This is a genomic window from Pseudomonas sp. P7548, assembly GCF_013386585.1.
Lineage (GTDB): Bacteria > Pseudomonadota > Gammaproteobacteria > Pseudomonadales > Pseudomonadaceae > Aquipseudomonas.
Genome location: NZ_JACARO010000041.1, coordinates 25,823 through 47,736 on the forward strand (window position 1 = coordinate 25,823; position 21,914 = coordinate 47,736).

The following is a 21,914-nucleotide window of genomic DNA, read 5'->3' on the forward strand; positions in this document are numbered from 1 at the left end:
CTCACTGTTCCAATAAGGTGGCGGTGATCAAGACGGGGTAGTGCTCAATCTGCAGGCGGGTGGCGATGTCGTTGCCGTTGACCGGCAGGATGGTGATGTCCGGAGCGGCTGCTCGAATCCGGGCCAAAGCTTCAGTATCGGCCACCTCGACGGCGAGGCCGGCTGCACCCAGTTCCTGCAGTTCAGCCGCGCGTTGACGCAGCCAAGTCAGAGACTGGGGATCGTCACCGACCAGAAAAAATGGCCGCAAGCCCGGCATGTTCAGGGCGCGAGACGTGATCTGGCCGGGGCTCAAGTAGGAGCTGCGGATGGGCAGTATCCAGGCTTCATCGGTAAACGTGGACAGGTCCGCATGCATGGCCCGATCAGGCCGGATCTTGTTGTTGATTGGCGGCCTGGCAACCTGAAAATGGGGTCGGTTGAAGTCGCTAGGCCGATCCCCAGCTACGCTCAGTTCCGGCTGAGCGAACGGTACCAAGAGCAGGGTGCAATAACAGACAACGGAGATTCGCTTCATGGTGGTGTGCCCTGTTCGAAGGAAGTCAGCAGCCGTTCAAGTTGCCGGGAAAAACCTGCGCGGTAATGTGCGGCCGGCGCGCCTCCTGCCGGACGGTGATAACGTCCTGCAGCCAACACCCAATCACCGGTGGTGGCGTGATGCTCCTGCAGCAGCGCGGCGGTCACGGCGAGATTTCGGTAGGGGTCGAGGGCTTCGCAAGGACTGGAAAAACGTTGCCCGTGGTAACCCAGGTTGGTTTGCCCGAGACCGACATCGACCCGCTTGGCATCATGCCGAACGAGCGCCTGAAGCAAGGCGTGACAGGCAGCCTGTCGAGTGGCGAAGCGGAAAGGACCACCGGCGATGTTCAGGGTCCATGGCCAGGGCAGCAGTCGACCACGGACGCGGATACCACTCTCCTGCAGGGCAATCGCGAACAGCACCGTCGAAGGGATGTCGGCGTCATGCGCCGCCAATTGATAGGCAGGAGGCGGGAGCTCCTCGGCCTGAGCCGCCAGCATCGCCAACATCAGCGCAAGACTACTCAGTCGAGGCGTTGCCATTGTCCGTTCACCTGTTGAAATGTGGCAGGCAATGGCCCCGGGGCACCCAGGCTGAACCAGCGACCACGGTCATGGTTCAGGGTGATCTGCCGTCGTTGCATCTTGGCCGGATCGATGTCCGCTTGCCGAGCCCAGCTACGGACGCGTTCATCCTCGCCTTGGCTGCCCACCAGGTAGATATCGAACGCCGTATCACTGTTTTGCAAACGTTGTGCTTCAGCGGTGCATGCAGGGCAGTGGTCCTCCACAAAAAGGGCTGGGCGCGGCGCGACCGATGAGCTGGTAGGGGACGAAGATGCCATGCCTTGGATCGGCAGCAGCCCGGGAAACAGCTTGGTCCAGGCCGCGGTGTAAGCGTTTTGGTAGGCCAATTCACGCTCGGCGCGTTTGGCTTCCAGCGCTACCTGTAATTCGGCATAGCGCTGGCGCTCTTGGTCGGTCTGGGCCTCGACTCCAAGTGCAGTCAACGGATCGAGGTTCGGGCTCCAGAAACCACGCGGGCCGGCTTGGATCTGTTCGAAGCGCGTCCACTCCTGTTCCGTCAACCCCCAGCTCGCAGCCTGTTCAGAGTCAGAGCGTCCCAGGGGCGCGGACTGCGTGTCCTGGAACCGTGACTGTGTCGTGATGGGGTTGCCCATCGCAGCGCCCATGGCCAGTAGCGAAGCGAGATAGACGACGGTGGGCAGTAGCGCTCTGTTCATGATCGTTTCTCAAGGGAGGTGCACGGTCTGGTCTGGCTGAGCGGCCACCGCGAAGATGGCTGAGTTCGGCTCCAGCACTTTCAGGTGCCAGGCTCCGAGCTGCTCGCCGCTATGCAGCAGCCGAACTTCTATGAGAGAGCGACTGTCATGAGGTGCGACTGCCAAAAAACGCTCACCACCACGGGATTCGACCCCCAACACCGAGAACGGTGGCGAGAGCGGGACGGGCTTGGGGCGGGCGGTCTGTTTAGGTTTGGTCGCGGAAGGCGATGGCGGTGGGGGTGATGGCTGGGTCTTGTGCTCCTGGAACTGCTGCTCGACCTGTTCAAGGCGTGCGCGCAGCGCTGTCAGGTCTGCCACGGTGGCGCGGGCTGCCAGACCATCGCGCAGCGCCTGTATTTCTTGCGCCCACTGATCCAGCATGGGATCGAGGGTATTGGCCTGTTGCTCACCAGTATCGACCATCTGCTTCAGGTCTTTCAGCGCGTACTGCAGCTTCTCCTGGGCGTCCTTGAGGGCGCTTGAATCACGTTGCAGGGAGTCCAGAGTTTGTAGGCGTTGGGTGTTTGTGCTCTGTAGTTCGGCCACGCGCTGATACTGGTTATACAAACCACCGCTCAGACCGGCGTCCGCCAGGCAAAGCAGCCCAATGATGAGGGTTTGATACGTTGAGGCTTTCATGGCCGCGTCTCCGATTGATGGGGCACGACGGGTGTGTTCAGCGCGACACCGGCCTCCGTTTTCTGCTGTTCGAAGCAGACCGAACGGCTGACTTCATCGGTCGTGAGTTGCCAAGCGGGGCCAGCCAGCACTTGTAGCGCGCTGCGCAAAGGGATTGGACCAAGCCGGTAATGGGCTGCAGGCAGAGGCCGGGTAAACAGCACCTTCACCGACGCAGTAACAGGGCAAAGCGCATAACCAGAGCGCAGCAGCACGTACTGCAACGCATCCTGCACCGAGGGGTGCAGGCTGGACGGGATGTTCACTTCGATGATTTGGGCAAGAAGATCGCGTTGTTCCGTGGTGGGCTCGGTGCTGACCAGCGTGTAGCGGCCATAACGAAGCTCTGCCGGATGGCTTTCTTCGGCTATGCCCCTCGGGTGCTGGGCCCGATTGGAGCCACTGTCGATCGCTGGATGGGTCGGCAAAGGGTTGGGGATTTGCGCGGTGCAGGCGCTCAACAAACCCAGCAGGCAGACAGGCGTGAAAAAACGCTCCATGGAAAAAACCTCATGTCAGATTCAGTGCAGAACCTGACATGAGGTGAAGGAGCGATTCAGTGAGAAAGTTGATTCAACGTGGGTCGTGTTAACGCTGAACACGTTGCTACTCATCAAAAATGGCGAGCCCATCCAAAACGGCAGCGTCGGGGTCGAAGATCAACAAGCGCACATCCGCCAATGCCGCCAGATACAGTACGTTGACCAAGGCTTCCGGTGTGCCGGCGTCGAGTTGGTCTTGCCGCAGTGATGAGTAAGGACGGCCCTCGATCTTTACTAAGTTATCGTCGGTCCAGGGCGTGCCGATCAGTTTGCAACCTATGCCTGAGCAATCATGCAGTGTAAAAAACTCGAACAAGAGGCCGGTTTGCCTCGGAGCGGAGTGACTGATCCACCCCTCCAGATAAAGCATCGCTTCTTCAGGAAGGTGTGCGGTACTGATCTCCCAGGCTCGACTGTAGTGTCCCGTTTCGAAGCTCAAGCGATGGACCATGGCTTGTGCCTCTTCCAGGGAGTACAGATCACCGAGGTGATGCCGCTCGTTGAGCATTTCTCCCGTCACAGCGTAGATTACTTGGCGCACTAGCCCGGTGGACTGGCAGCGTTCATCCAAATCATCCGAAATGGATTGGCCTTCGCTGATCACGGCGAAATCGTCATTGAACAGGCAGGGGAACAGCTGCAGCTCGTCGTCGGGCAGATGGGCCTGTGCGTCGTGTACGGGTCGACAGCAGGGAGGACAGTCGTCTTCGTAGGTGATCAGTAGCAGCCGTTCGATATGAAGGTTGTCGTAACCGCGAGCAAATGGGTTGGAGGCCGTCAGCAGGGCTGCAGCTTGGTGTGTGGGGTTCATGAAGGTTCTCCAGAATGATAATGGACAAGGCGCCCGAAGACGCCTGTGAGGGTTAAAGCCAGCCATGTTCGGCAAGAGAAAGTGGACGACCTTCACCCACGATGAAGTGATCCAGTACGCGCACTTCGATCAAGGCCAAGACCTCTTTCAGCCGTGCCGTCAAGACGTGATCCGCCTGGCTGGGTTCTGTACACCCCGAAGGGTGGTTGTGCACAAAAATGGCCGCCGCAGCGTTATGCGCTAGGGAACGCTTAACGACTTGGCGGGGGTAAACGCTGGCGCCATCAATGCTGCCGTGAAAGAGGGCTTCGAACGCCAACACCCGGTGCTTGGCATCGAGAAATATCACACCGAAGACTTCATGCTCTTGTTGCACAAGATGCAGCTTTAGGTATGAAGCCACGGCGTCAGGCGACGTCAGGTTAGGGCCGCGGGCGAACAGCCGACGATCCAGAATATGCAGTGCTTCGTCGATCACCTGGTTTTCTTGGACGATACGATTAGCCTCGAAATCCGAGGTCTCAATCAGAGTGAGTGGGGTGCTCATGGTGGTACCTCCGAAGGGAACAATCGGGGGTACACGCCCGAGGGGAGTGGTATCCCCGAGGTAGGTATAGAGTTGTGGGCGTTAGCAGGTGACGCGCTGTTACAGCCGCGTGAATCGGTAGCGTTGACCGTGTAGGTGTGAACCACAACCGTCGCAGGGCAATGGGGAAAAGGCTTTTATTCCCCAGCCGGTTTCGGGATCGAAGTCGGCACTGATGGGCATTAACCGAACCAGTCCACGATGGATACCGGCGATGCGTTTCTCGATTTCATCCGTCGTGTAGTAGAGCGATAACGTGCTGTAGTCCTCGTAAGCAGCCGCGAACAGGCAGTCGTCGCAAAGCCAGAAGGATTCCATGTTGGTTCTCCTGTGCTGATTGAAGAAAAGGCGCTCGAGGGAGCGCCTTGATGAGGAACATCGTGGGCCGTTCAGACGGACTGATCGGTACGGGAGGCATCACGGCGGGCCGTGCGGGGAGCGGGTGGAGAGTCAGGTTCTACCTGGGCCTCAGTTGTGCTTTCGATCTCCTCAGCTTCGGCTTCGGCCGACGTTGGGGATGGCTCACTGTTTGGCGCCTGCTCAGCAGGTGCTGTTGCTTCCTGCCTGGCGGGTGCTTTGTACTCGAGCGTGCCGCTGACCTTGATCCAGTCGATGAACAGCAAACGACCTTTCAGGCTGGCGCCCGGTTGGCCTTGTTTATCGCCTTTCTCGTAGAGAAACGGATCGATCCACAGATCGCCGATACGGAACGACAGCAAGACCTTTTTCTCGGCTTTGACGGCGTCCATATAGAGACGAATCAAGCGTTCAGCTTCACCCCCAGCGACTTTGCAGTCGAAACGGGTGTACTCCACCGCATCGGTGGCTCCGTGCAGTGCGGCGATATCGCAGGCCATGAAGGGTTGGCCGCGGCGGACCTGTACTTCACGAACACGATTGAGGTAGCCGATACCGACGGTGTGAAGGTTGAAGTAAGTGGTCGCTTCTTGGGAGTGGTTGGCGTGGGCCATGGTGGTTCTCCTGTTTCAAGGGAAAACGGCGACGCACAATCCCTAACAGGGAAGTGAGCCCCCGTCAGGGTGGGTAAGGTGAAGGTGAGCAATGAACGACTCGCTACCGGCAAGCCGATGACGATCCGAACGATGCGTCTGGAGGAATAGCTGTGCAGCAGAGGAGCGTCTGCGGTGGTGATCCGCAGGCATGGGTAGTGGGCATTCATCACCGCTGAAGCGGTAATCGCGCGAGCTTCCGAACGCTGATCGCACTTGGGTAAACCACCACGAACGTGGCGTAGCCTTGAAGGTTCAAGCTACCTGGGCTGGGCTGTCAACGACAGCGAACCACGCCCTTTATATAAGCCTGTCACAGGGGAGCGTCAAGGCGCTGCCACCCGATTTTTTACGCCTGGAATACGGTAGCAGTCACTGGAATGAAAAAATGAAGAGTAGGCCTGGCGAGGCGCCAGGCGAGGAACAGAAAAGCCACCTTTGACGGTCTTACGCAGTCACAAGCTCCTCGCAAAACTTGGTTTAACTGCGCGATGATTCGCCAACCGACCCTTGTCGTGGCCTGGGTCGGAACATGCTGGCACGCATCCGCGCACAAAGGGTGCCCCGTGTTTCCCCGGTGGGCTCCGGGACTGAATACGATCGCCGAAGCGGATGACCGCTATTGCCGGGTAGAGGCAACAGCGGTCATCCGCCACCACGATCAGGTCGAGCACAAAACGGGAATTAAATTCCGCAGAAAAGAAGGCTCCGAACTCTAGGAGTCCAACCGAGCTGCCCGGAGCGATTCGGTCTTGGGTCGCCGTTGGCGATGATCCTGGGGCACTACAGCAGAGAGGGTGGGACGACGTCAAGGCAGAGAACTCACCGTTCTCCTGATGATCGTCCCATGGCACATCATGAGCGACGCGTATCTTTACTGATCGACACAGTGCCCTTGCAATCTGGATAGCGGGAGCATGACCAGAACGGCCCTGATTTTCCCTTTCGCCTAAGCATTGAGGCGTTGCACATGGGGCAGCCCGGGCCGGCTTCGACCGGTACCGCCAAAGTGAGCGAGCGGTAGTGTGCGACCAATTGCGCAATCCAGTTCGCCTGCTTGGCGACGAACGCATCCAGGGTCAGACGTCCCGCTTCGATTTCGTCCAGCGCCTGTTCCCAGATCGCGGTCATACCAGGATCCGCGACTGCAGCGGGTACCGCCTCGATCAGAGTATGGGCCGCTGCGGAGGCCATTAAAGCGCGTTTTTTCTTCAGCAAATAGCCGCGTTCAATCAACCCCTTGATGATGCCGGCTCGCGTGGCTTCGGTACCGATACCGGTGGTGTCCCGAAGTTTTTGTTTCAGGCGTGGGTCGTTGACCAGCTTGGCCACGTTTTTCATCGCCTTGATCAGATCGCCTTCGGTAAGAGGTTTGGGAGCGGCAGTGCGCATGGACTTGAGTTCGACATCGTCCACTGCGCAGTGCGTGCCCTGCTTCAAGATGGGTAATACTTGGGATTTTTGACTGGGCTCATCCTCCTCGATGTTTTCGGTGAGCAAGCCTTTCCAGCCCTGGACCAGGATTTGTTTGCCGACAGCAGCCAATCGCTCTTTGCCACACTCCAGTTCGACCTGGGTACGATCAAACTCATGGTGCGGAAGAAACTGCGCGAGGTAGTGGCTACGGATCAGTTCGTAGACATGGCGTTCTTGTTCGGACATCCGCACCAGATTTGCCGGCTCGGTGGTGGGAATGATGCCGTGGTGCGCGGTGACCTTGGTATCGTTCCATACGCGGGAGCGTAATGATCGATCCAGGCACCCAAATGCAGTTCTGAGTGCAGGATCCGTTTTAAGCAGGGCATCAAGTACCGTGGGTGCCTCGTTGAACATATTCTCTGGCAAATAGCGGCAATCGCTGCGGGGGTAGGTGGTGGCTTTGTGGGTTTCATACAGGGTTTGGGCGATGTTCAGGGTTTCCTGAGCGCCGAGTCCCAGCTTGCGTGAGCAGACTTCTTGCAGTGTGCTCAAGTCGAAGGGCAGGGGCGGCGGTTCGCGGGAGTGCTCAGTCTGGAGCGAGACCACTGTGGCGGTCTTACTGCTAGAGATCGCTTGGACGGCCTGACTGGCAAGCGCCTGCTGCAGGCAACGACCTGCCTCGTCCCGTCCTGAACATGGCGGTAACCACGACGCGATGAATCGCTGGCCATTCGACGATAGGTGCACTTCAACATTCCAGTAAGGTACCGGGACGAAACTGGCAATGGCACGATCCCGATCGACCACCAGACGTAAAGTGGGTGTCTGGACGCGTCCCACTGACAATACGCCATCGTAGCCTGCCCGCCGACCGAGAAAGGTAAATAAACGACTGAGGTTCATGCCAATCAGCCAGTCGGCGCGGCTGCGGGCGAGGGCGGAGTGATAAAGCGGGAAGGTCTCCTGACCTGATTTCAGCGAGGACAATGCTTTGCGAATCGACGCCTCGTTGAGGGCGGACAACCAGAGGCGCTGAACGGGTCCTCGATACCTGCAAAGCTCCATCAATTCGCGGGCAATCATTTCACCTTCGCGGTCGGCGTCGGTCGCGATGATGACGGTGGTAGCGTCACTGAGCAGGCGTTTGATGACCTTGAACTGTGCCGCTGTCTTGGGTTTGACCTCGACCTGCCAATGCACGGGAATGATCGGTAGATGATCCAGCGACCAGGATTTGTACTGATCACTATAAGCTTCAGGTGGGGCTGTCTCCAGCAAGTGGCCAATACACCAGGTGACAGTGGAGTCGGCGCCGATCAGGCAACCATCACCGCGCCGGGTGGCTCCGAGTACTTTGGCAATGTCCCGACCTTGGGAAGGTTTCTCGCAGAGGAAGAGAAGCATAGAACTGCTCCAGATTGAGTTCGGAGCAGCGTTATTGGAAACAGCAGTGGCGAGATATGAGAAACCTGAATGGCAGGTTCCTCATATTAGTCGGAGAGGGCAGCCTTAAATGGTCGAGGCTGCTAGCCCATTGCAACTGACCGGCAGTATGGCGCTTCACGAGCAGAGTGTAATGACGGGTCAGCAACTTCGCGCAAAGGTGCAATTTTTATGCCTGAGTCTGTCCGTCAGACGTAGGCGGCCCCCTGCGTTTCTTGGATTTCGACGCCGGTGAACTGGTCGGCTCTGTATTTTGAGAGGCCGCCGGTTCACTGGAACGCTCGCGCATGACCACGCCGTGTACCCGGTGAGGCAGAATACCGACTCGACGGGCCTCGATCTTGAAGGTTACCCGCGCGTTGTCTTCGCTGTCCTCCCACTCATCGCGCACGGTACGACCTTCGACCAGCACGCGCATGCCTTTCTGGTACAGCGTGCTCCAGTGTTCAGCCTCACGGTGCCAGAGCTCAACCGGCGCCCAATAACCGCCTCGATCTTCATAGCTGCCCTCGCGTGGGATAGGGTTGTCGAAGTACACATTCAGCCGTAGCAAACGCCGTGGCTCGTCATTGCCTGAGGCGAATTCCTGGAACTCTGGCGCACTGCCGATATTGCCTTCGCCAACGAAAAAAGTACTCATTGTGATACCTCCACTGCGGGTGTGAACTGGCGCAGCAGCCGTTCGGCACTGGCCATATTGATCGCGCAGGTCGAGGCCTGGCGGTAGAGCGAATGCACCACGCTCATCTGCAGGTTCAGTGCAATGCGGTTGCATTCGAAACGGTACAATCCTTCGTGTACGGCCAGCGGCAGGGCGTTGTTGCTCACCTGGCGTTCCCAGACCGCCACCCCCATACGGGCAAAGTCACGGGTGCGCCAACGCAAAAAGGTGCTGCCTGCGCTGGTGTTCTGCAGCACTAAACGAATGTCCAGCAGCGAGTAAGGGGGCTGTCCGGCCTGCTGCACCACAGCCTCCATCAGGTGACGTAACTGCGCCTCGATTTCCCTCGCGACCTGCGCCAGGTGCTCCAACTCCCCCTTACCCTTAAAAGGTTTTAAAAGGCCTTTTAGGGAGGCTGCGTGTTCGAGCTGTCGATAGGCATCCGGTGTTAACGCTTTGAAGGGCATTGGTTGAGCCGGGATCATGGGATTCATGCGTCGTCCTCCGGCTCATTGACTGTCGCAGACGACGCTCCCACGTCCTCTGCCAACGCGTCGGCGTCATCCACTGCCACCGCACTACGGCGAGTGATTGGCGGCGCGAACTGGGAGCGGCGATGACCCTCCAGGATGTCCATCGGGGGCAAACCCATCTTCTCGATGGCCGCAATGGCTCGGGCGTTGTTCGCCGCCATGTCATCGCGTGTGACGCCGGCATGCCGATAGCGCTGGGCCTGGCCGAATAGGCTGCGCAGCAGATGGGCGCCATCATCGATCCAGGCTTCCATGTCCCTGCGACCGATCAACGCGGTGTGATGAGACAACAGGGCACGACGCACCAGGGTGTCGTAGTCGGTCAGCAGGTAGACCGCCAGAAAACCCAGCTGGCTGCCGATGTACAACGGCAAGGTGACGGGGTGGATGTTGAGGTTGTCGCTCATGTCGATCTGTGTCGGCAGGTCCTGTCTGATTCGGTCCAGCTGTTGGGTCAGCTCCAGCATCCCAGCCTTGGCCTGCATCAGTTTTTCTTCGAGTTGCACGATGGCCCAGTCCGCATAGGGATCGTCCTGGGCCGCGGTTTGTTTGATCAGGTTGGTGACACTGATGTAGCCGGCCATGCCCATGATCGAGTGGACGCCTTCACGTGCGGCCCGACCTTGCCAGATACGCGCGGCGTGGTGAGTGTGCAGGGTCAGGGTGATGCTGCTGCGCAATGAACCCAGATTGAGTTGATAGTGATCGGCCACGGTGGTGTCCTCGCATCGGCTTGGACGGAAACGTTGCGACAGATGAGGGTTAAGGGCAGCCAAAAAGCTGAATGAGGTCTGTTCGGTTTGGTTTGAGAAGGCTAACTATGGAGGCGTCAGTGGGAGGAGATGTTTCAGCTTCTCCCGAAGAGTTTCATAGTTTGGTCCGACATGTTCGTAGAGTGGACCTCCATGGATTTGATGCCACTGGCATCAAATCTACTGACGTCCACCGTGTTTGCCACGCAGTTGGCGCAGTTCATTCAGGCACGCTTGGGCCAGGGCTGACGCGGGTTCGCCCTGTCGTCGAGATGGCCGCGAGGGGGCGGGTGGGGGTGGTTCTGCAATGGGTGACGGTTCGGCCTGACCTGCCCAAGGACGAAAGTCACCTTTCAGCGCACGCTGGATCAGGCCCATCAGATACGCCGCTGGCTTGCGGATACCGCCGGCCAAACAGCGTGCTCCCGCTTCGTTGAGCACCGCCTGACGATCCGCGGGTTTGAGCTTGTTCAGCGCCACGGCGACGGCCTGACGCTCGCTTGGGTTCAGGTGCAGTGCAGCGGGCCAGTGCAGGTTATCCACCGCTGGGGTCGCGCGCGGTACAGTACAAATACTTTCTTTTAATACAGTACAGGCGGCGTTCGGATTCCGAACGGTGCGGGAAACACTGGCGTTCAGACTCGGTTCGGAATCCGAACGAGGGCCTGCACGATTCCGAACGAGGGCATCTTCCCCCCGTTCGGAATCGTGCAGAGCGGCATCGGTCGCCTGATCCAATTCTGGCTGCGTCCAGTGTTCGCCCCAGCTGTCGAGCCGTGTCGGTAGTCGACCCTGCTCGATGTCCGTGTCCTGGCGGATTTCTTCCATAATGTGCTGGGCGACAATGCGCACAGCCTTGGTTGCATGGCCGAGGGCATGTCCGACCAGCGCCAGGTAATCCTGATCCAGTTCCATGGCTTCGGCGGGGGTTAACGGCTCATCGTGCAGAACGTACAGAGAACCTTGAAGGCGTCCGCTGAGCTTATCGCGTCCGCGACTCACCAAGCTGAGCCAGCGTGTCAACCTGAGCATCGTCAACACGCGAGCAATGGTTTCACGGGAGGATGACGCACTGTAGGGCACGCTCGACAGGTAGGGCTGCAAATCCTCATAGCGCGGCGTGACCACGCCTTGGCCTTGCAGCATGAGGCGAAACACTTGCCAGGCATTCCGTTCCAACGGCGTCAGCCGATTGTCCAACAGCAGGCGACGTGGCACGACTTCGTGAGATTGGCCACTGAACATAAAGCCAGCCTGCAGAGCCTGGTTAGACGGTGGTTCGGCGGTAGGGCGTGCGGGCCAGCGTTCACTCAACTGCTGGGTGCATTGCTGCAGGACACGCTGCCAGCGGCCGGAAGGGACAGTGTTCATGTTTCGTTGCTGTAATGGTCGATCTGCTGCCACACGATGGTCAAGCTGATCTGTTGCTCCTCCGCTAGCATCATCATGGCGTCGAGCTGATCCTCGGTACCGTAGTGAGCGCGTAGCTGGCACCATCGCTGCCAGAGCGCATGTTCCTGCGCTTCGCTCAAATGCTGAGGGCGGCCCTTACGGGTTTCTATCTTGAGCAGACGTCGGCGCAGGGCAGTTTCCGAATGCGCCAAGCCGAAGCACTGATACATGATGGTGCTGCTGGCGCCTAGCTTGAGCGCCCGGTTGATCAAGCGCTCATTCTGTTCGTCACGTTCGGCTTGCTCAATCAACCGGTGCAGCACCGGCGAGTCAATCTTGACCTCAACCCAAGGTACGGTGGCATGGGCCAGGCGCGACAGGGTGGTGGGCGGTAAGGATTGCAACAAGTAGATGTCGTCTTCACCCAGGCCGAGTGCCTTGCAGCGCTGCAGGTTACCCAGGCGTAGCTCATGCAGCACCTGGGTCAGCATGGCCTGGTTGAGCACATTGAAGGACAGGTTCATGGCAGCTCCTTCGGCGAGTCATCTTCAGGGGTAAGCGTTAAGTCGATCAGGCGCCGGGCCAAACGAATTAACCGATACAGTTTGATGAGAAGACCGTCGGGCAGTCGTTCCAGTCCCACATCCACAGCGGGACGATCAGGCAGCGGGAGTTGATAGACCCCCAACAACAGCTGGCCGAACAGGGCTGAGGGCAATTGTTTGCGATCCTCCCAGTTGACGTCGTCTTGAGCGCGCGACAGGGCCAGGAGCAGAAGGTGAACGCTGGTTGCGCGAGGCGTGCCAAGATCAACTCGCTCGATGTTGAGGGCGAAGCCCAAGCCAAGCGGCTGACCGATGATGCTCTCGGGGTCTCCGGCATAAGAGGCCATTTCCCGCGCCAGTGTGGCAATGGCGGATCGCAGTTGTTCGGGGCTATCCAGTGCTGGTGCGATGGTCCAGATGTCGTCGATCGCATAGGTGTCGACCGGAGATGCTGTGTCGGTGGCTGTCTCGCGATCGATCTGTTCACGAATCTGTTGAACGCGTGATGGAGGACTGACCGCTGATACGACGTTCGTTCCAGTCGGTGTAAGCAATTCCTCTCGCGTTGGTTCGGTCTGGGGTCTGGCATCCGTTGATTGGGAATGGGGCTCGGAGGAGGGAGCTCCTGCCGTGGCGACATCAATGCTCGGCAGATGGCTGTTCTCCGAGGGCTTGGTGAGGACAACGGCCGGCGTCGAGATGACCCGCTGGGTATCGCTCAGATCCAGGACCAACATACGGTAGGACTGTCCGAGCAAGTGGCTCATGCGCTCCAGCAGTTCATCCTGGATTTGCTCAAGGTCGAAGGACTCGGGGTCGGTATCGAAATAGCACAGGGTATCGAGCCAAAAATCGGCGAACGCAACGGTAGCGGTTGAATAACGGTTCCAGGTTCGTTCGGCCTGGCTTCGCAGACCGATTAGGCGTTCGATCTGGGGCTTGCCCAAACCGGCATACAGGGTTTGTGGAATGGCGGGCAATAAGTGTTCGAGGGTGTCGAGCATCCGGCTGATGTGCGACTGTGAAATAGGGTAACCCCCAGCGGCAAGACGTCGTGCCAGTTCACGTTGCGAGAGCATAGCGCCATCTGCTTCGAGCATTGTTTTGAGTTTGGCCACCGCCAGAGCCCGTTCGATGAAGGTGAGTTGGCCGTGCAGATCGCTTTCGGCCAGATGGCCGAGTAGGGCGGTGATTTCATTGCTCCAAGGCCGGAACAGGCAATGAATGCGGAAGAAGCGCTCGTCGTGGGTTTCCTGCCACAGTTCGCCGAGGATCGCCAAGCGGGTATTACCGCCATTGCGGATGATGAAATAGGTTTCACCCGGGCGACGGGTAATCGGTGGCGGTTGGTCCAGCCCGCGTTCACGGATCGAGGCCTTGATATCGTCGTAAAGCGGATTACGGATGAAACGCGGGTTGTGTTCGTAGGGCCGCAACTGCTCCAGGGTGACCAGCATAGGTGTCTCAATTACTGGATCGGACAGCCGCTCCAGTTCTGGACCCGGAGGGAAGTGGTCCTGGTGCAGCTTGTCGGTGATTTCCTCCTGACTGAGCTTCTTCATTTGAACTGCCTCAGTTAACGCCAGTTACGCAAATGGTCACTGACCTCGAATTTCACGATCTCGGCAGTCCCCGAACCTTCGAAATGTCGGGAAAGCTCTGCGAGGAACCAACCCATAGCCGAGTGTCCACGCTGCAGGCGAAAGACCACAGTGCAGTACTCCTCGCAAGGTGAGGGGTGTGGTCGAATAGATGGTTGAACGATGATGGGAAGTTGACCCAACATTAAAAGACTCCTAGCCAACCGCTGTTGGCCTCAAGGTCGAACAAACAAAATGACTTGGCGAGAAATGCCAGCCTGGTGCTTCGTCTCACTGAGCCTCCGCGCATCTGGTCATCGTAGAGATCGCCTCGCGCCATTTCGGAAACAACTCAATGGCCAGCGCTTGCATGGTTTCCAGCGCTGATGGCGAGCGTCGTTCACGTGATCGGCGCGTCTCGATTCGGTGGACCGGCAAACCGAGGGAAGCGGCATTGAGATACGCCACTCGGTCCGGGATTACGGTGTCTAGCACCGAGATATTGGTAGCCCCAGCGAAAGTCTTGCGCAGGCCACGGATGATCATCCGGTTGTCGACTCGAATGGCATTCACTTGGTTCAAGAGCAGTCGCAATGGGGGCGGTGTAATTCCCAGGAGGCGGAACGGTTCGAGCTCACTGAGCAGCTTCAAGGTGCCGCGGTGCAGTTCGCGAGCGGCGAGCATTTCCGGCGTGATGGGAGAGAGGGCGAGATCGGAGGCGAGGATGGCCATCTCCAGCAGCACGCTACGTGCGCCCTGAGTGTCAATCAAAAGCAGGTCATAATTGAGACGGAGATTGTCGAGCAGATTGCGCAGACGTAATCGCCCGTCGGGGGCGTGCAGCAGCAATGTATTCAGTCGGCCTTGATCGTCGTTGGAGAGGATCAGATCGAGCCCTGCAATTACTGTCCTGGAAATAATCTGGGCAGGAGTTCTTAGGTTGAGTGCGATGAGCTCGTACGCACCTGCATCAGCCTTCTGGCTCAAGGCGTAATAGCTGGAGAGGGTGGGTTGGCTATCCAGATCGAGCAGCAGGACGCGGACGCCGGCATCAGCCAATAGACCGCCGAGATTGGCGGCTACTGTGGTTTTACCCACGCCCCCTTTGGTGGAAACCACCGATACCACACGCATGGCATCAGGCCTGGTGACCTAAGCGTTCAACAATCCACTGCTCGATCTCCTCTGAGTCCCAGCCGACTGCGCGCATGCCAATACGTTTGGCTTGAGGAAATTTGCCTTCCTTCATCAGATTGTAAATGTGCGCACGCTTGAAGCCGGTTTTTCGCTCCACCTCGTCTCGGCGCATAATGTGGCGTTCAGTACTAGCTGAGGCGCTACTGGGGGACGTTACCAACGGATCTTTCATGACAAACACTCCATAGCAAATATTGGCTTGATGAGGATGTGAGTGGCATTCAAAATCACAATGAGATGAAAAGCACCGCGAATTACGATAAGCAGGACCGCAATTTTCGGTGCCTAATCGTTGTTTTCATCGGTGCGTCTGGCTGCTGCGAATCTTTCTTCAAGAGTGCGCTTGTTAAACCCAGGTTTGCCTTCATTTCGTGCTGTGAGAACAGAAATAATGGAAGCTTGGCTGACGAAGCTGGAGTAAGACTTGCCGCCTGGGGATTTACCTAGTAGTAGGCTGATGAGCGCGCCGATGAGACGCAGGTAAGAACGCTCAGATCGTTCATTTGGTTCCATGGCACTTTTGCGGTGCAGTATTAATTTTGCGTTTTCACGACGCAACAAATCACGCTCTTTCGTTAATTCTTGGAGGAGGCCTCGTGTGCGTTCACGCTCAGCTTTACAGATGTCTAACTCAACGAGCAACGCCTTATAAACTTCGATGGTGTGCGGTGAGACTGACTGTTTTTCGGATTCGTCAAAGATGAAGTTCGGCTGTTCTGCTGGATGGTATTCGATAAGCCAACGTTTGAGATCATTATGTCGAATTGTCAGTAGCGGCTGCTCTATCGTTTCACCTGAACTAACCGTCACCCCCATACATCCATAAGCTAGCTCCTGGTTACGGATTGCATCGTTTAGCAATTCTAATTTTTCTAAAAGGCCAGGCCATGATGCTAACGTCCGTTCCAAAGGAAGCAAATCTTCGATTTTGCTAAGAATTTTTGCTTCGACGGGCATCATTTCGCACCATCTGATCGCAATCTCGATGGGACGATAGAAAAGTTTCTTGTTGGCCTGATTGTCCCCATCCATTGACAGTACCAGTTATCTTCCTTGTTTAAGGTGCAGAAGTCAGCCGACGCCTTAGTGAGTGGCGAATAACCGCGCCACCGGGGCCGAACAGGTTTATGCAGCCAGTAGGAGTCAGAGTCTCATCGAATGGCATGAAAAAAACCAAACCGATCAGAGGAGCTCCAGAATGTCGACGGCGCATACGCAAATCAGTTGGCGGTACCATAGATCATACCTGCCTGGGATACCTAAGCTACTACCATCTCCAATGAGATTTTCAAGAAAGCAGATCGGCCTCATATCGCCCGACAAATCGGGCGAAAATGAAGCAGAGGTTATTTACTCGACGGCTTTGACCATGTCTTCGATGACTTTCTTCGCGTCGCCGAAGACCATCATGGTTTTGTCGAGGTAGAACAGTTCGTTGTCCAGACCGGCATAGCCGCTGGCCATCGAGCGCTTGTTGACGATGATGGTCTTGACCTTGAACGCTTCAAGGATCGGCATACCGGCAATCGGTGATTTCGGATCGTTCTTCGCGGCCGGGTTGACCACGTCGTTGGCCCCGAGCACCAGCACTACATCGGCCTGACCGAACTCGGAGTTGATGTCTTCCATCTCGAACACCTGGTCGTAAGGCACTTCGGCCTCGGCCAGCAATACGTTCATGTGCCCTGGCATCCGCCCGGCCACCGGGTGGATCGCGTACTTCACGGTGATACCACGGTGGGTGAGCTTCTCGGTCAGTTCCTTGAGCGCATGTTGCGCGCGAGCAACCGCGAGGCCGTAACCCGGAACGATGATCACAGTGTCAGCGTTGGTCAGCAGGAAGGTCGCGTCGTCAGCTGAACCGAATTTCACCGGACGGGCTTCCTTGGCGCCGGCAGGACCTGCATCGACTGTGTTGCCGAAGCCGCCGAGCAGCACATTGAAGAACGATCGGTTCATCGCCTTGCACATGATGTAGGAGAGAATCGCACCGGACGAACCCACCAGCGAGCCGGCGATGATCAGCATCGAGTTGTTCAGCGAGAAGCCGATACCCGCCGCTGCCCAGCCGGAATAGCTGTTGAGCATCGACACCACCACCGGCATGTCCGCGCCGCCGATCGGGATGATGATCAGCACGCCCATCACGAAGGCCAGGGCCAGCATCAGCGCGAAGGCACTGAGGTTGCCGGTCAACATGAAGGTGATGCCCAGGGCCAGCGTCGCCAGACCCAGCAGCAGGTTGAGCTTGTGCTGACCGCTGAACTGTACCGGTGCGCCCTGGAACAGGCGGAACTTGTACTTGCCCGAGAGCTTGCCGAAGGCGATCACCGAACCGGAGAAGGTGATTGCGCCGATGGCCGCGCCAAGGAACAGCTCCAGACGATTGCCCGCCGGAATCGAATCGCCCAGCTGCTTGACGATGCCCAGGGATTGAGGCTCGACAACAGCAGCAATCGCAATGAACACCGCCGCCAGACCGATCATGCTGTGCATGAAAGCGACCAGTTCCGGCATCTTGGTCATTTCAACGCGCTTGGCCATGATCGAACCGGCGGTGCCGCCGATCAGCAGGCCGACGATGACGTAGCCGATCCCGGCAGTCGCGAGCTCAGCGCCCAGCTTATAGATGAGGCCCACGGTGGTGAGAATCGCCAGGCCCATGCCGAGCATGCCAAACAGGTTGCCGCGCCGCGACGTGGTTGGGTGCGACAGGCCTTTGAGGGCCTGGATGAAGCAGATCGACGCGATCAAGTAGAGCGTCGTTACGAGGTTCATGCTCATTACTTCGGCGCCTCTTCTTTTGCGACTTTCGGAGCTTTTTTCTTGAACATCTCAAGCATTCTGCGGGTGACCAGGAAGCCACCAAACACGTTCACCGCCGCCAGAGCCACCGCCAGGGTGCCCATGGTCTTGCCCAGTGGCGTCACGGTCAAAGCCGCCGCCAGCATGGCGCCGACGATCACGATTGCCGAAATCGCATTGGTTACCGCCATCAACGGCGTGTGCAGTGCAGGTGTAACGTTCCAGACCACGTGATAACCGACATAAATCGCCAGCACGAAGATGATCAGGTTGTAGATACCGGGGGAGATAAGCTCTTCCATCGTCTGAATCCCTGTTTAGGCGTTCTTGCGGATGACTTGGCCGTCGCGGCACATCAGGCACGCGGCGACGATGTCGTCTTCGAGGTTGATCTGCAGCTGCCCTTCAGGGGTGAACAGCAGCTTCATGAAGTCCAACAGGTTGCGCGCGTACAGCGCGGACGCATCTGCGGCGACCATGGCCGGCAGGTTGGTATGACCGATGATGGTCACGCCATGCTCGATCACCACTTGATCAGCTACGGTCAGCGGACAGTTGCCGCCTTGCGCGGCCGCCAGATCGATCACCACCGAGCCTGGCTTCATCTGCGCAACGGTTTCGGCACTGAGCAGGACCGGGGCCTTTCGACCGGGGATCAACGCCGTAGTGATCACGATGTCAGCCAATTTGGCGCGCTCGTGAACCGCGACTGCCTGGCGCTGCATCCAGCTGGCAGGCATGGGCCGGGCGTAACCGCCGACACCCACCGCAGCCTCGCGCTCTTCGTCGGTTTCGTAAGGCACGTCGACGAACTTGGCACCCAGGGATTCAATCTGTTCTTTCACCGCAGGACGCACATCCGAGGCTTCGATCACCGCGCCCAGACGCTTGGCGGTGGCGATGGCCTGCAGCCCCGCTACACCGGCACCCAGAATCAGCACGCGAGCTGCCTTCACCGTGCCCGCAGCCGTCATCAGCATCGGCATGAAGCGCGGATAGTGATGGGCGCCGAGCAGCACGGCTTTATAGCCGGCGATGTTGGCTTGCGAGGACAGCACATCGAGGCTCTGCGCGCGCGAGGTGCGCGGCGCGGCTTCCAGGGCGAATGCGGTAATTCCACACTCGGCCATTTTGCCGATGGTCTCGTTGTTGAACGGATTAAGCATGCCGACGACAATCGTGCCGCTCTTGATCTGGGTCAGCTCGCTGTCGCTGGGGGCGACGACCTTGAGAATCAGCTCGGCGCCGAAGGTATCAGTGGCACTGCCAATGGTTGCGCCTGCCGCTTCATAGGCACTGTCGACAACGCTGGCGTTAATGCCGGCGCCGCTTTGCACAGTGACCTTATGACCCTGGCCGATCAGCTTCTTGATGGTTTCTGGGGTTGCAGCAACCCGTGTTTCACCCGTCTGGGTTTCGAGAGGAACACCAATGTGCACGTCAAATCTCCTGTTGAGCTAATCTTCTTGTATTTTGGGATGCCAGCGACTAACAGTATTGGAGGTGAGACTGGGCTGAATTTCCCTGACACAGCATGCAGGCAGACGTAACCTCTTAAAGGCAGTATGTTTTTTCTGGTTTCTTACTTACACAACAATTCGATTTTAAGTAATGTTCACATGAAGAATCGGGATCTTAAAGATGGGCTTGATTTATGAGTATTCCAATGGTGACATTTTAGACACGGCCCGATGTCTATGTTGCACGGAATATGAGCAGTAGCAGGTTATCCTAAAAATTTGACATGTTCCAATTCTAAGGCTGGTGTCGTGTATAACTATTGGTAATAGTGGTATGTGTAACGTGTGTTTCCCCTGTGACATGAGGTCAACACCAACAGGATAGTACCGAAAACCAAAAGGATACGGTTTAATGAAACCTGAACATGGGTGAGATAAAATATCAATTATATGCGGGTTGCTTGATCGGAAAAAACCGCTACAACGGCCGTTGAGAGCATAGTTGACGTAGTCATTAGGCGCTGTTCGTATCATTTGTAGTCTGGCTAGGGGCAGCCAACCCATGCAGGTCGTTGCCCGTTGTATTCTTGAGATACGCAGACAAAAGGTACTCTTAGGTTGTATTGAGAATGCCTTTAGTCTGCGTAGGATCAGGTATTTGCCAAGAGAGGGGCAAGATAAAAGGTGCGTAATGCGGTTCGGGTACTTTGGACGAAAAACTTACGACTGGTGTCACTCTCTCGGTTTACCGGCTGAAGGCAAGAATGTTGGTACGGTTAGACGTACACGATCAGTAGTTCGGCAGTAGTTTGGTCCGCCGAGCCGTCCGTACGGTTCAAAGCGATCCACTCGAACCCTAAGTTTCTCTTCGTCGATTAAGTCTTCACGAAAATACATCGCGACAATTTCACCAAATACGATGGAGCGCCGTGTCGAAAACTCGAGAATTTTATACAGCTTGCATTCCCAAGCGATGGGAGCATCGGTGATGCGCGGTACATCAATCGAGGTAGAAGGAGTCAAGCCAAAACCTACCGTGTCTGCTTCTGAGATGTGAGAGGGAAAATCACTGCCGCACAATACCATTCGTTCGGCGATGGTCTCGTCAACCATGTTGACTACGAATTGCTCGCGCTCGATGATATTTTTCAGAGTGTCTTTCTTTTCACCTGGGCGATGACTCTCCTCACCATAGTGATCGACAGCAATAACAAACAGAGGGGGATCTTCGCCCATATAATTGAAGGCACTATAAGGTGCCGCATTGCACAACCCTTCGCTGTTCAAACTTGTCACCAGCGCAATGGGGCGGGGGCCCACGCTCCCGGTAATCAGCCAATATTTTTGCATATTGGTCAGTTCCGACATGGCTATGTGCGTCATGCGTATCTCCAGTTTCGCGCTCTCGCGCCACACGATCAACTAATTATTGTAAGAAGCAACATTACCAACTAGGTTGGATTTTAGCTTTTGAATATTACAAATTCCAATGAGAATGCAGGGAGTTGATATAGCCATTGGTAATAGCAGAGATGGGTTCCTTCGGTCTGGGTAGGCCTAGGTTTGGAGTCGGCATCAAGCGCCTGACCGTCGAAGGCGGTCCGCACGTCAGTGGCTCGTACGTGAACGCCGGGCTGGTAGATGAAATCAGTGTGCTGATTCTGCCCCTGGTCGATGGCTGCGGAGCGCATCTGGCGTCGTTCTCATCGCCACTCCGGAGTTTTGGTCCAATCGAAAATCATTCTTACCTTTTTGATGATTGGCATGGGTGATGGATTCTGTCGTGTCAGAAGTATCGCATGCGCTACGGTATGCGCATTCTCAGGTTGGTGATTTTGATTCATTTGTGTGCATTGATGGTGAAAGGCGGTCTGGCTATTACCATTGGTAATGGTAGGTCACGACATCTTGATTTGTCCTTGTTTTTTTAACGCCATAAACTGAATTTCGCCAGCCTAATTGCCTTTGTCTTTACCGTTGCATGGAACCTTATGTACAAAGCTTTTAATGGCAAGGTAATCTTTTTAATGCAAGGAGTCATTATGTCCATTTCCCCAGTGACAATGCCAAGCTCGCAGGAAAAAGGGGACGTTCTGCCATCAGGGCCGAGTAAGCCCGAGATGATGGCGGCAGTCGCCTCGGTATTGTCCTTTCTTAAAGACAAGCCGTTGGATGAGCAGTTGGAAATCGAGCTCAATCAGCGTTTCGGTGCAACCTCTGAGGTGTATTCAGAGCTGCTTCGGCTGTTGCGCGTGGGTATAGAGGAAGGCTGGGCCTGCTACGCCGAAATCGACGGTCCGGACTATCGCCGCGGGCAACTGGCCAAGTCGACTGAGAACGCTAATGGTTACAGCGTAGAGACCGGCATGTTGAAGAACGTGTTGGGCAACTATCACCTTCACCCCCAAGGCGAGATCAACATGATCGGACCGGAGGACGATGGTGCAACCTTCTGTGGCAACGGTGCAGGATGGAAAGTGTTCGCACCCGGCAGCCAGCATTTTCCAACAGTTAAAGGTGGCAAAGTCACAATGCTGTTCTTTCTCCCAGGTGGAGAAATTGAATACATGGATCCCCCACGGCATAAGTAATAATTTTATTTAATAGCCTCCCAATAATTATAAAAGAAGGACAGGTGATGAATAAGTTCGCGGCGTTCGCGTTACTCTCTGTGTTGACCATGACCATGACCATG

At 56.7% G+C, this 21,914-nt stretch carries 26 protein-coding genes; 2 read left to right on the forward strand and 24 right to left on the reverse strand.

From position 1 onward, the window contains the following. Nucleotide 1: 1 nt before the first annotated feature. The 24 genes from HX803_RS17645 to HX803_RS17755 all read right to left on the reverse strand — a co-directional run bounded on the left by HX803_RS17645 (nucleotide 2) and on the right by HX803_RS17755 (nucleotide 20,602). A complete protein-coding gene (locus tag HX803_RS17645; RefSeq protein WP_025999940.1) occupies nucleotides 2-517 on the reverse strand; it encodes an integrating conjugative element protein in 516 nt (171 codons plus the stop codon). Continuing rightward, nucleotides 514-1,062 (reverse strand): lytic transglycosylase, encoded by a 549-nt coding sequence (locus HX803_RS17650; protein ID WP_178922122.1) that lies wholly within the window; start codon nucleotides 1,060-1,062, stop codon nucleotides 514-516. Before HX803_RS17650 ends, HX803_RS17645 begins: the two co-directional genes overlap by 4 nt. Continuing rightward, nucleotides 1,044-1,763, reverse strand: a complete 720-nt coding sequence (locus tag HX803_RS17655; RefSeq protein WP_038848947.1) for a TIGR03759 family integrating conjugative element protein — start codon at nucleotides 1,761-1,763, stop codon at nucleotides 1,044-1,046. The genes HX803_RS17650 and HX803_RS17655 overlap by 19 nt, the downstream gene beginning before the upstream one ends. A gap of 9 nt (nucleotides 1,764-1,772) precedes the next feature. Then, nucleotides 1,773-2,444, reverse strand: a complete 672-nt coding sequence (locus HX803_RS17660) for a hypothetical protein (RefSeq protein WP_016978874.1) — start codon at nucleotides 2,442-2,444, stop codon at nucleotides 1,773-1,775. Next, entirely contained in the window at nucleotides 2,441-2,983 is a 543-nt protein-coding gene (locus tag HX803_RS17665; RefSeq protein ID WP_016978872.1) for a PilL N-terminal domain-containing protein, read from the reverse strand. The genes HX803_RS17660 and HX803_RS17665 overlap by 4 nt, the downstream gene beginning before the upstream one ends. Nucleotides 2,984-3,089: 106 nt before the next feature. Further along, nucleotides 3,090-3,836 carry a hypothetical protein gene (locus HX803_RS17670; RefSeq protein ID WP_016978871.1) on the reverse strand — a complete coding sequence of 249 codons (747 nt, stop codon included), beginning with the start codon at nucleotides 3,834-3,836 and terminating at the stop codon, nucleotides 3,090-3,092. A 52-nt stretch (nucleotides 3,837-3,888) separates the two neighbouring features. Beyond that, complete coding sequence (radC, locus tag HX803_RS17675) at nucleotides 3,889-4,383, reverse strand: DNA repair protein RadC (RefSeq protein WP_016978870.1); 495 nt, start codon at nucleotides 4,381-4,383, stop codon at nucleotides 3,889-3,891. A 99-nt stretch (nucleotides 4,384-4,482) separates the two neighbouring features. Continuing rightward, nucleotides 4,483-4,740, reverse strand: coding sequence for a hypothetical protein (locus tag HX803_RS17680; protein WP_016978869.1), 258 nt, complete (start codon nucleotides 4,738-4,740; stop codon nucleotides 4,483-4,485). A 71-nt stretch (nucleotides 4,741-4,811) separates the two neighbouring features. After that, nucleotides 4,812-5,393: an STY4534 family ICE replication protein gene (locus HX803_RS17685; protein WP_016978868.1), complete on the reverse strand. Its 582-nt coding sequence runs from the start codon at nucleotides 5,391-5,393 to the stop codon at nucleotides 4,812-4,814. A gap of 894 nt (nucleotides 5,394-6,287) precedes the next feature. Next, nucleotides 6,288-8,255: a DNA topoisomerase III gene (locus tag HX803_RS17690; protein WP_016978867.1), complete on the reverse strand. Its 1,968-nt coding sequence runs from the start codon at nucleotides 8,253-8,255 to the stop codon at nucleotides 6,288-6,290. Nucleotides 8,256-8,463: 208 nt separating this feature from the next. Then, a complete protein-coding gene (locus HX803_RS17695; protein ID WP_016978866.1) occupies nucleotides 8,464-8,934 on the reverse strand; it encodes a single-stranded DNA-binding protein in 471 nt (156 codons plus the stop codon). After that, nucleotides 8,931-9,449, reverse strand: coding sequence for a DUF3158 family protein (locus HX803_RS17700; protein WP_016978865.1), 519 nt, complete (start codon nucleotides 9,447-9,449; stop codon nucleotides 8,931-8,933). The genes HX803_RS17695 and HX803_RS17700 overlap by 4 nt, the downstream gene beginning before the upstream one ends. Beyond that, nucleotides 9,446-10,201 (reverse strand): PFL_4669 family integrating conjugative element protein, encoded by a 756-nt coding sequence (locus tag HX803_RS17705; RefSeq protein WP_016978864.1) that lies wholly within the window; start codon nucleotides 10,199-10,201, stop codon nucleotides 9,446-9,448. The genes HX803_RS17700 and HX803_RS17705 overlap by 4 nt, the downstream gene beginning before the upstream one ends. 219 nt (nucleotides 10,202-10,420) lie before the next feature. After that, entirely contained in the window at nucleotides 10,421-11,611 is a 1,191-nt protein-coding gene (locus tag HX803_RS17710) for an STY4528 family pathogenicity island replication protein (protein WP_016978863.1), read from the reverse strand. Beyond that, on the reverse strand, nucleotides 11,608-12,156 hold the full coding sequence (locus HX803_RS17715) for a DUF2857 domain-containing protein (protein ID WP_016978862.1): 549 nt from the start codon (nucleotides 12,154-12,156) through the stop codon (nucleotides 11,608-11,610). The genes HX803_RS17710 and HX803_RS17715 overlap by 4 nt, the downstream gene beginning before the upstream one ends. Continuing rightward, on the reverse strand, nucleotides 12,153-13,739 hold the full coding sequence (locus HX803_RS17720; RefSeq protein WP_016978861.1) for a ParB family protein: 1,587 nt from the start codon (nucleotides 13,737-13,739) through the stop codon (nucleotides 12,153-12,155). The genes HX803_RS17715 and HX803_RS17720 overlap by 4 nt, the downstream gene beginning before the upstream one ends. Nucleotides 13,740-13,753: 14 nt before the next feature. Further along, on the reverse strand, nucleotides 13,754-13,963 hold the full coding sequence (locus tag HX803_RS32960; RefSeq protein WP_080589277.1) for a hypothetical protein: 210 nt from the start codon (nucleotides 13,961-13,963) through the stop codon (nucleotides 13,754-13,756). Nucleotides 13,964-14,048: 85 nt separating this feature from the next. Continuing rightward, nucleotides 14,049-14,891: a ParA family protein gene (locus HX803_RS17725; protein ID WP_016978860.1), complete on the reverse strand. Its 843-nt coding sequence runs from the start codon at nucleotides 14,889-14,891 to the stop codon at nucleotides 14,049-14,051. A 4-nt stretch (nucleotides 14,892-14,895) separates the two neighbouring features. Continuing rightward, nucleotides 14,896-15,126: an AlpA family transcriptional regulator gene (locus HX803_RS17730; protein ID WP_016978859.1), complete on the reverse strand. Its 231-nt coding sequence runs from the start codon at nucleotides 15,124-15,126 to the stop codon at nucleotides 14,896-14,898. 113 nt (nucleotides 15,127-15,239) lie between these two features. Then, nucleotides 15,240-15,986: a hypothetical protein gene (locus tag HX803_RS17735; protein WP_016978858.1), complete on the reverse strand. Its 747-nt coding sequence runs from the start codon at nucleotides 15,984-15,986 to the stop codon at nucleotides 15,240-15,242. Between the two features lie 318 nt (nucleotides 15,987-16,304). Further along, the gene (locus HX803_RS17740) at nucleotides 16,305-17,738 is read right to left on the reverse strand and encodes an NAD(P)(+) transhydrogenase (Re/Si-specific) subunit beta (RefSeq protein WP_178922124.1); all 1,434 of its coding nucleotides are present in this window, start codon (nucleotides 17,736-17,738) and stop codon (nucleotides 16,305-16,307) included. Then, nucleotides 17,738-18,061, reverse strand: a complete 324-nt coding sequence (locus HX803_RS17745) for an NAD(P) transhydrogenase subunit alpha (protein WP_016978856.1) — start codon at nucleotides 18,059-18,061, stop codon at nucleotides 17,738-17,740. The genes HX803_RS17740 and HX803_RS17745 overlap by 1 nt, the downstream gene beginning before the upstream one ends. Before the next feature lie 15 nt (nucleotides 18,062-18,076). Then, complete coding sequence (locus HX803_RS17750) at nucleotides 18,077-19,198, reverse strand: Re/Si-specific NAD(P)(+) transhydrogenase subunit alpha (RefSeq protein WP_016978855.1); 1,122 nt, start codon at nucleotides 19,196-19,198, stop codon at nucleotides 18,077-18,079. A 753-nt stretch (nucleotides 19,199-19,951) separates the two neighbouring features. After that, nucleotides 19,952-20,602 carry a flavin reductase family protein gene (locus HX803_RS17755; protein WP_016978854.1) on the reverse strand — a complete coding sequence of 217 codons (651 nt, stop codon included), beginning with the start codon at nucleotides 20,600-20,602 and terminating at the stop codon, nucleotides 19,952-19,954. A gap of 149 nt (nucleotides 20,603-20,751) precedes the next feature. On the opposite strand from HX803_RS17755, the gene HX803_RS17760 reads away from it, so the two are divergent. Continuing rightward, the gene (locus HX803_RS17760; protein ID WP_256262539.1) at nucleotides 20,752-20,991 is read left to right on the forward strand and encodes a dihydrofolate reductase family protein; all 240 of its coding nucleotides are present in this window, start codon (nucleotides 20,752-20,754) and stop codon (nucleotides 20,989-20,991) included. 270 nt (nucleotides 20,992-21,261) lie between these two features. Next, nucleotides 21,262-21,810, forward strand: coding sequence for a DUF4863 family protein (locus HX803_RS17765; RefSeq protein WP_050572402.1), 549 nt, complete (start codon nucleotides 21,262-21,264; stop codon nucleotides 21,808-21,810). Nucleotides 21,811-21,914: the final 104 nt, after the last annotated feature.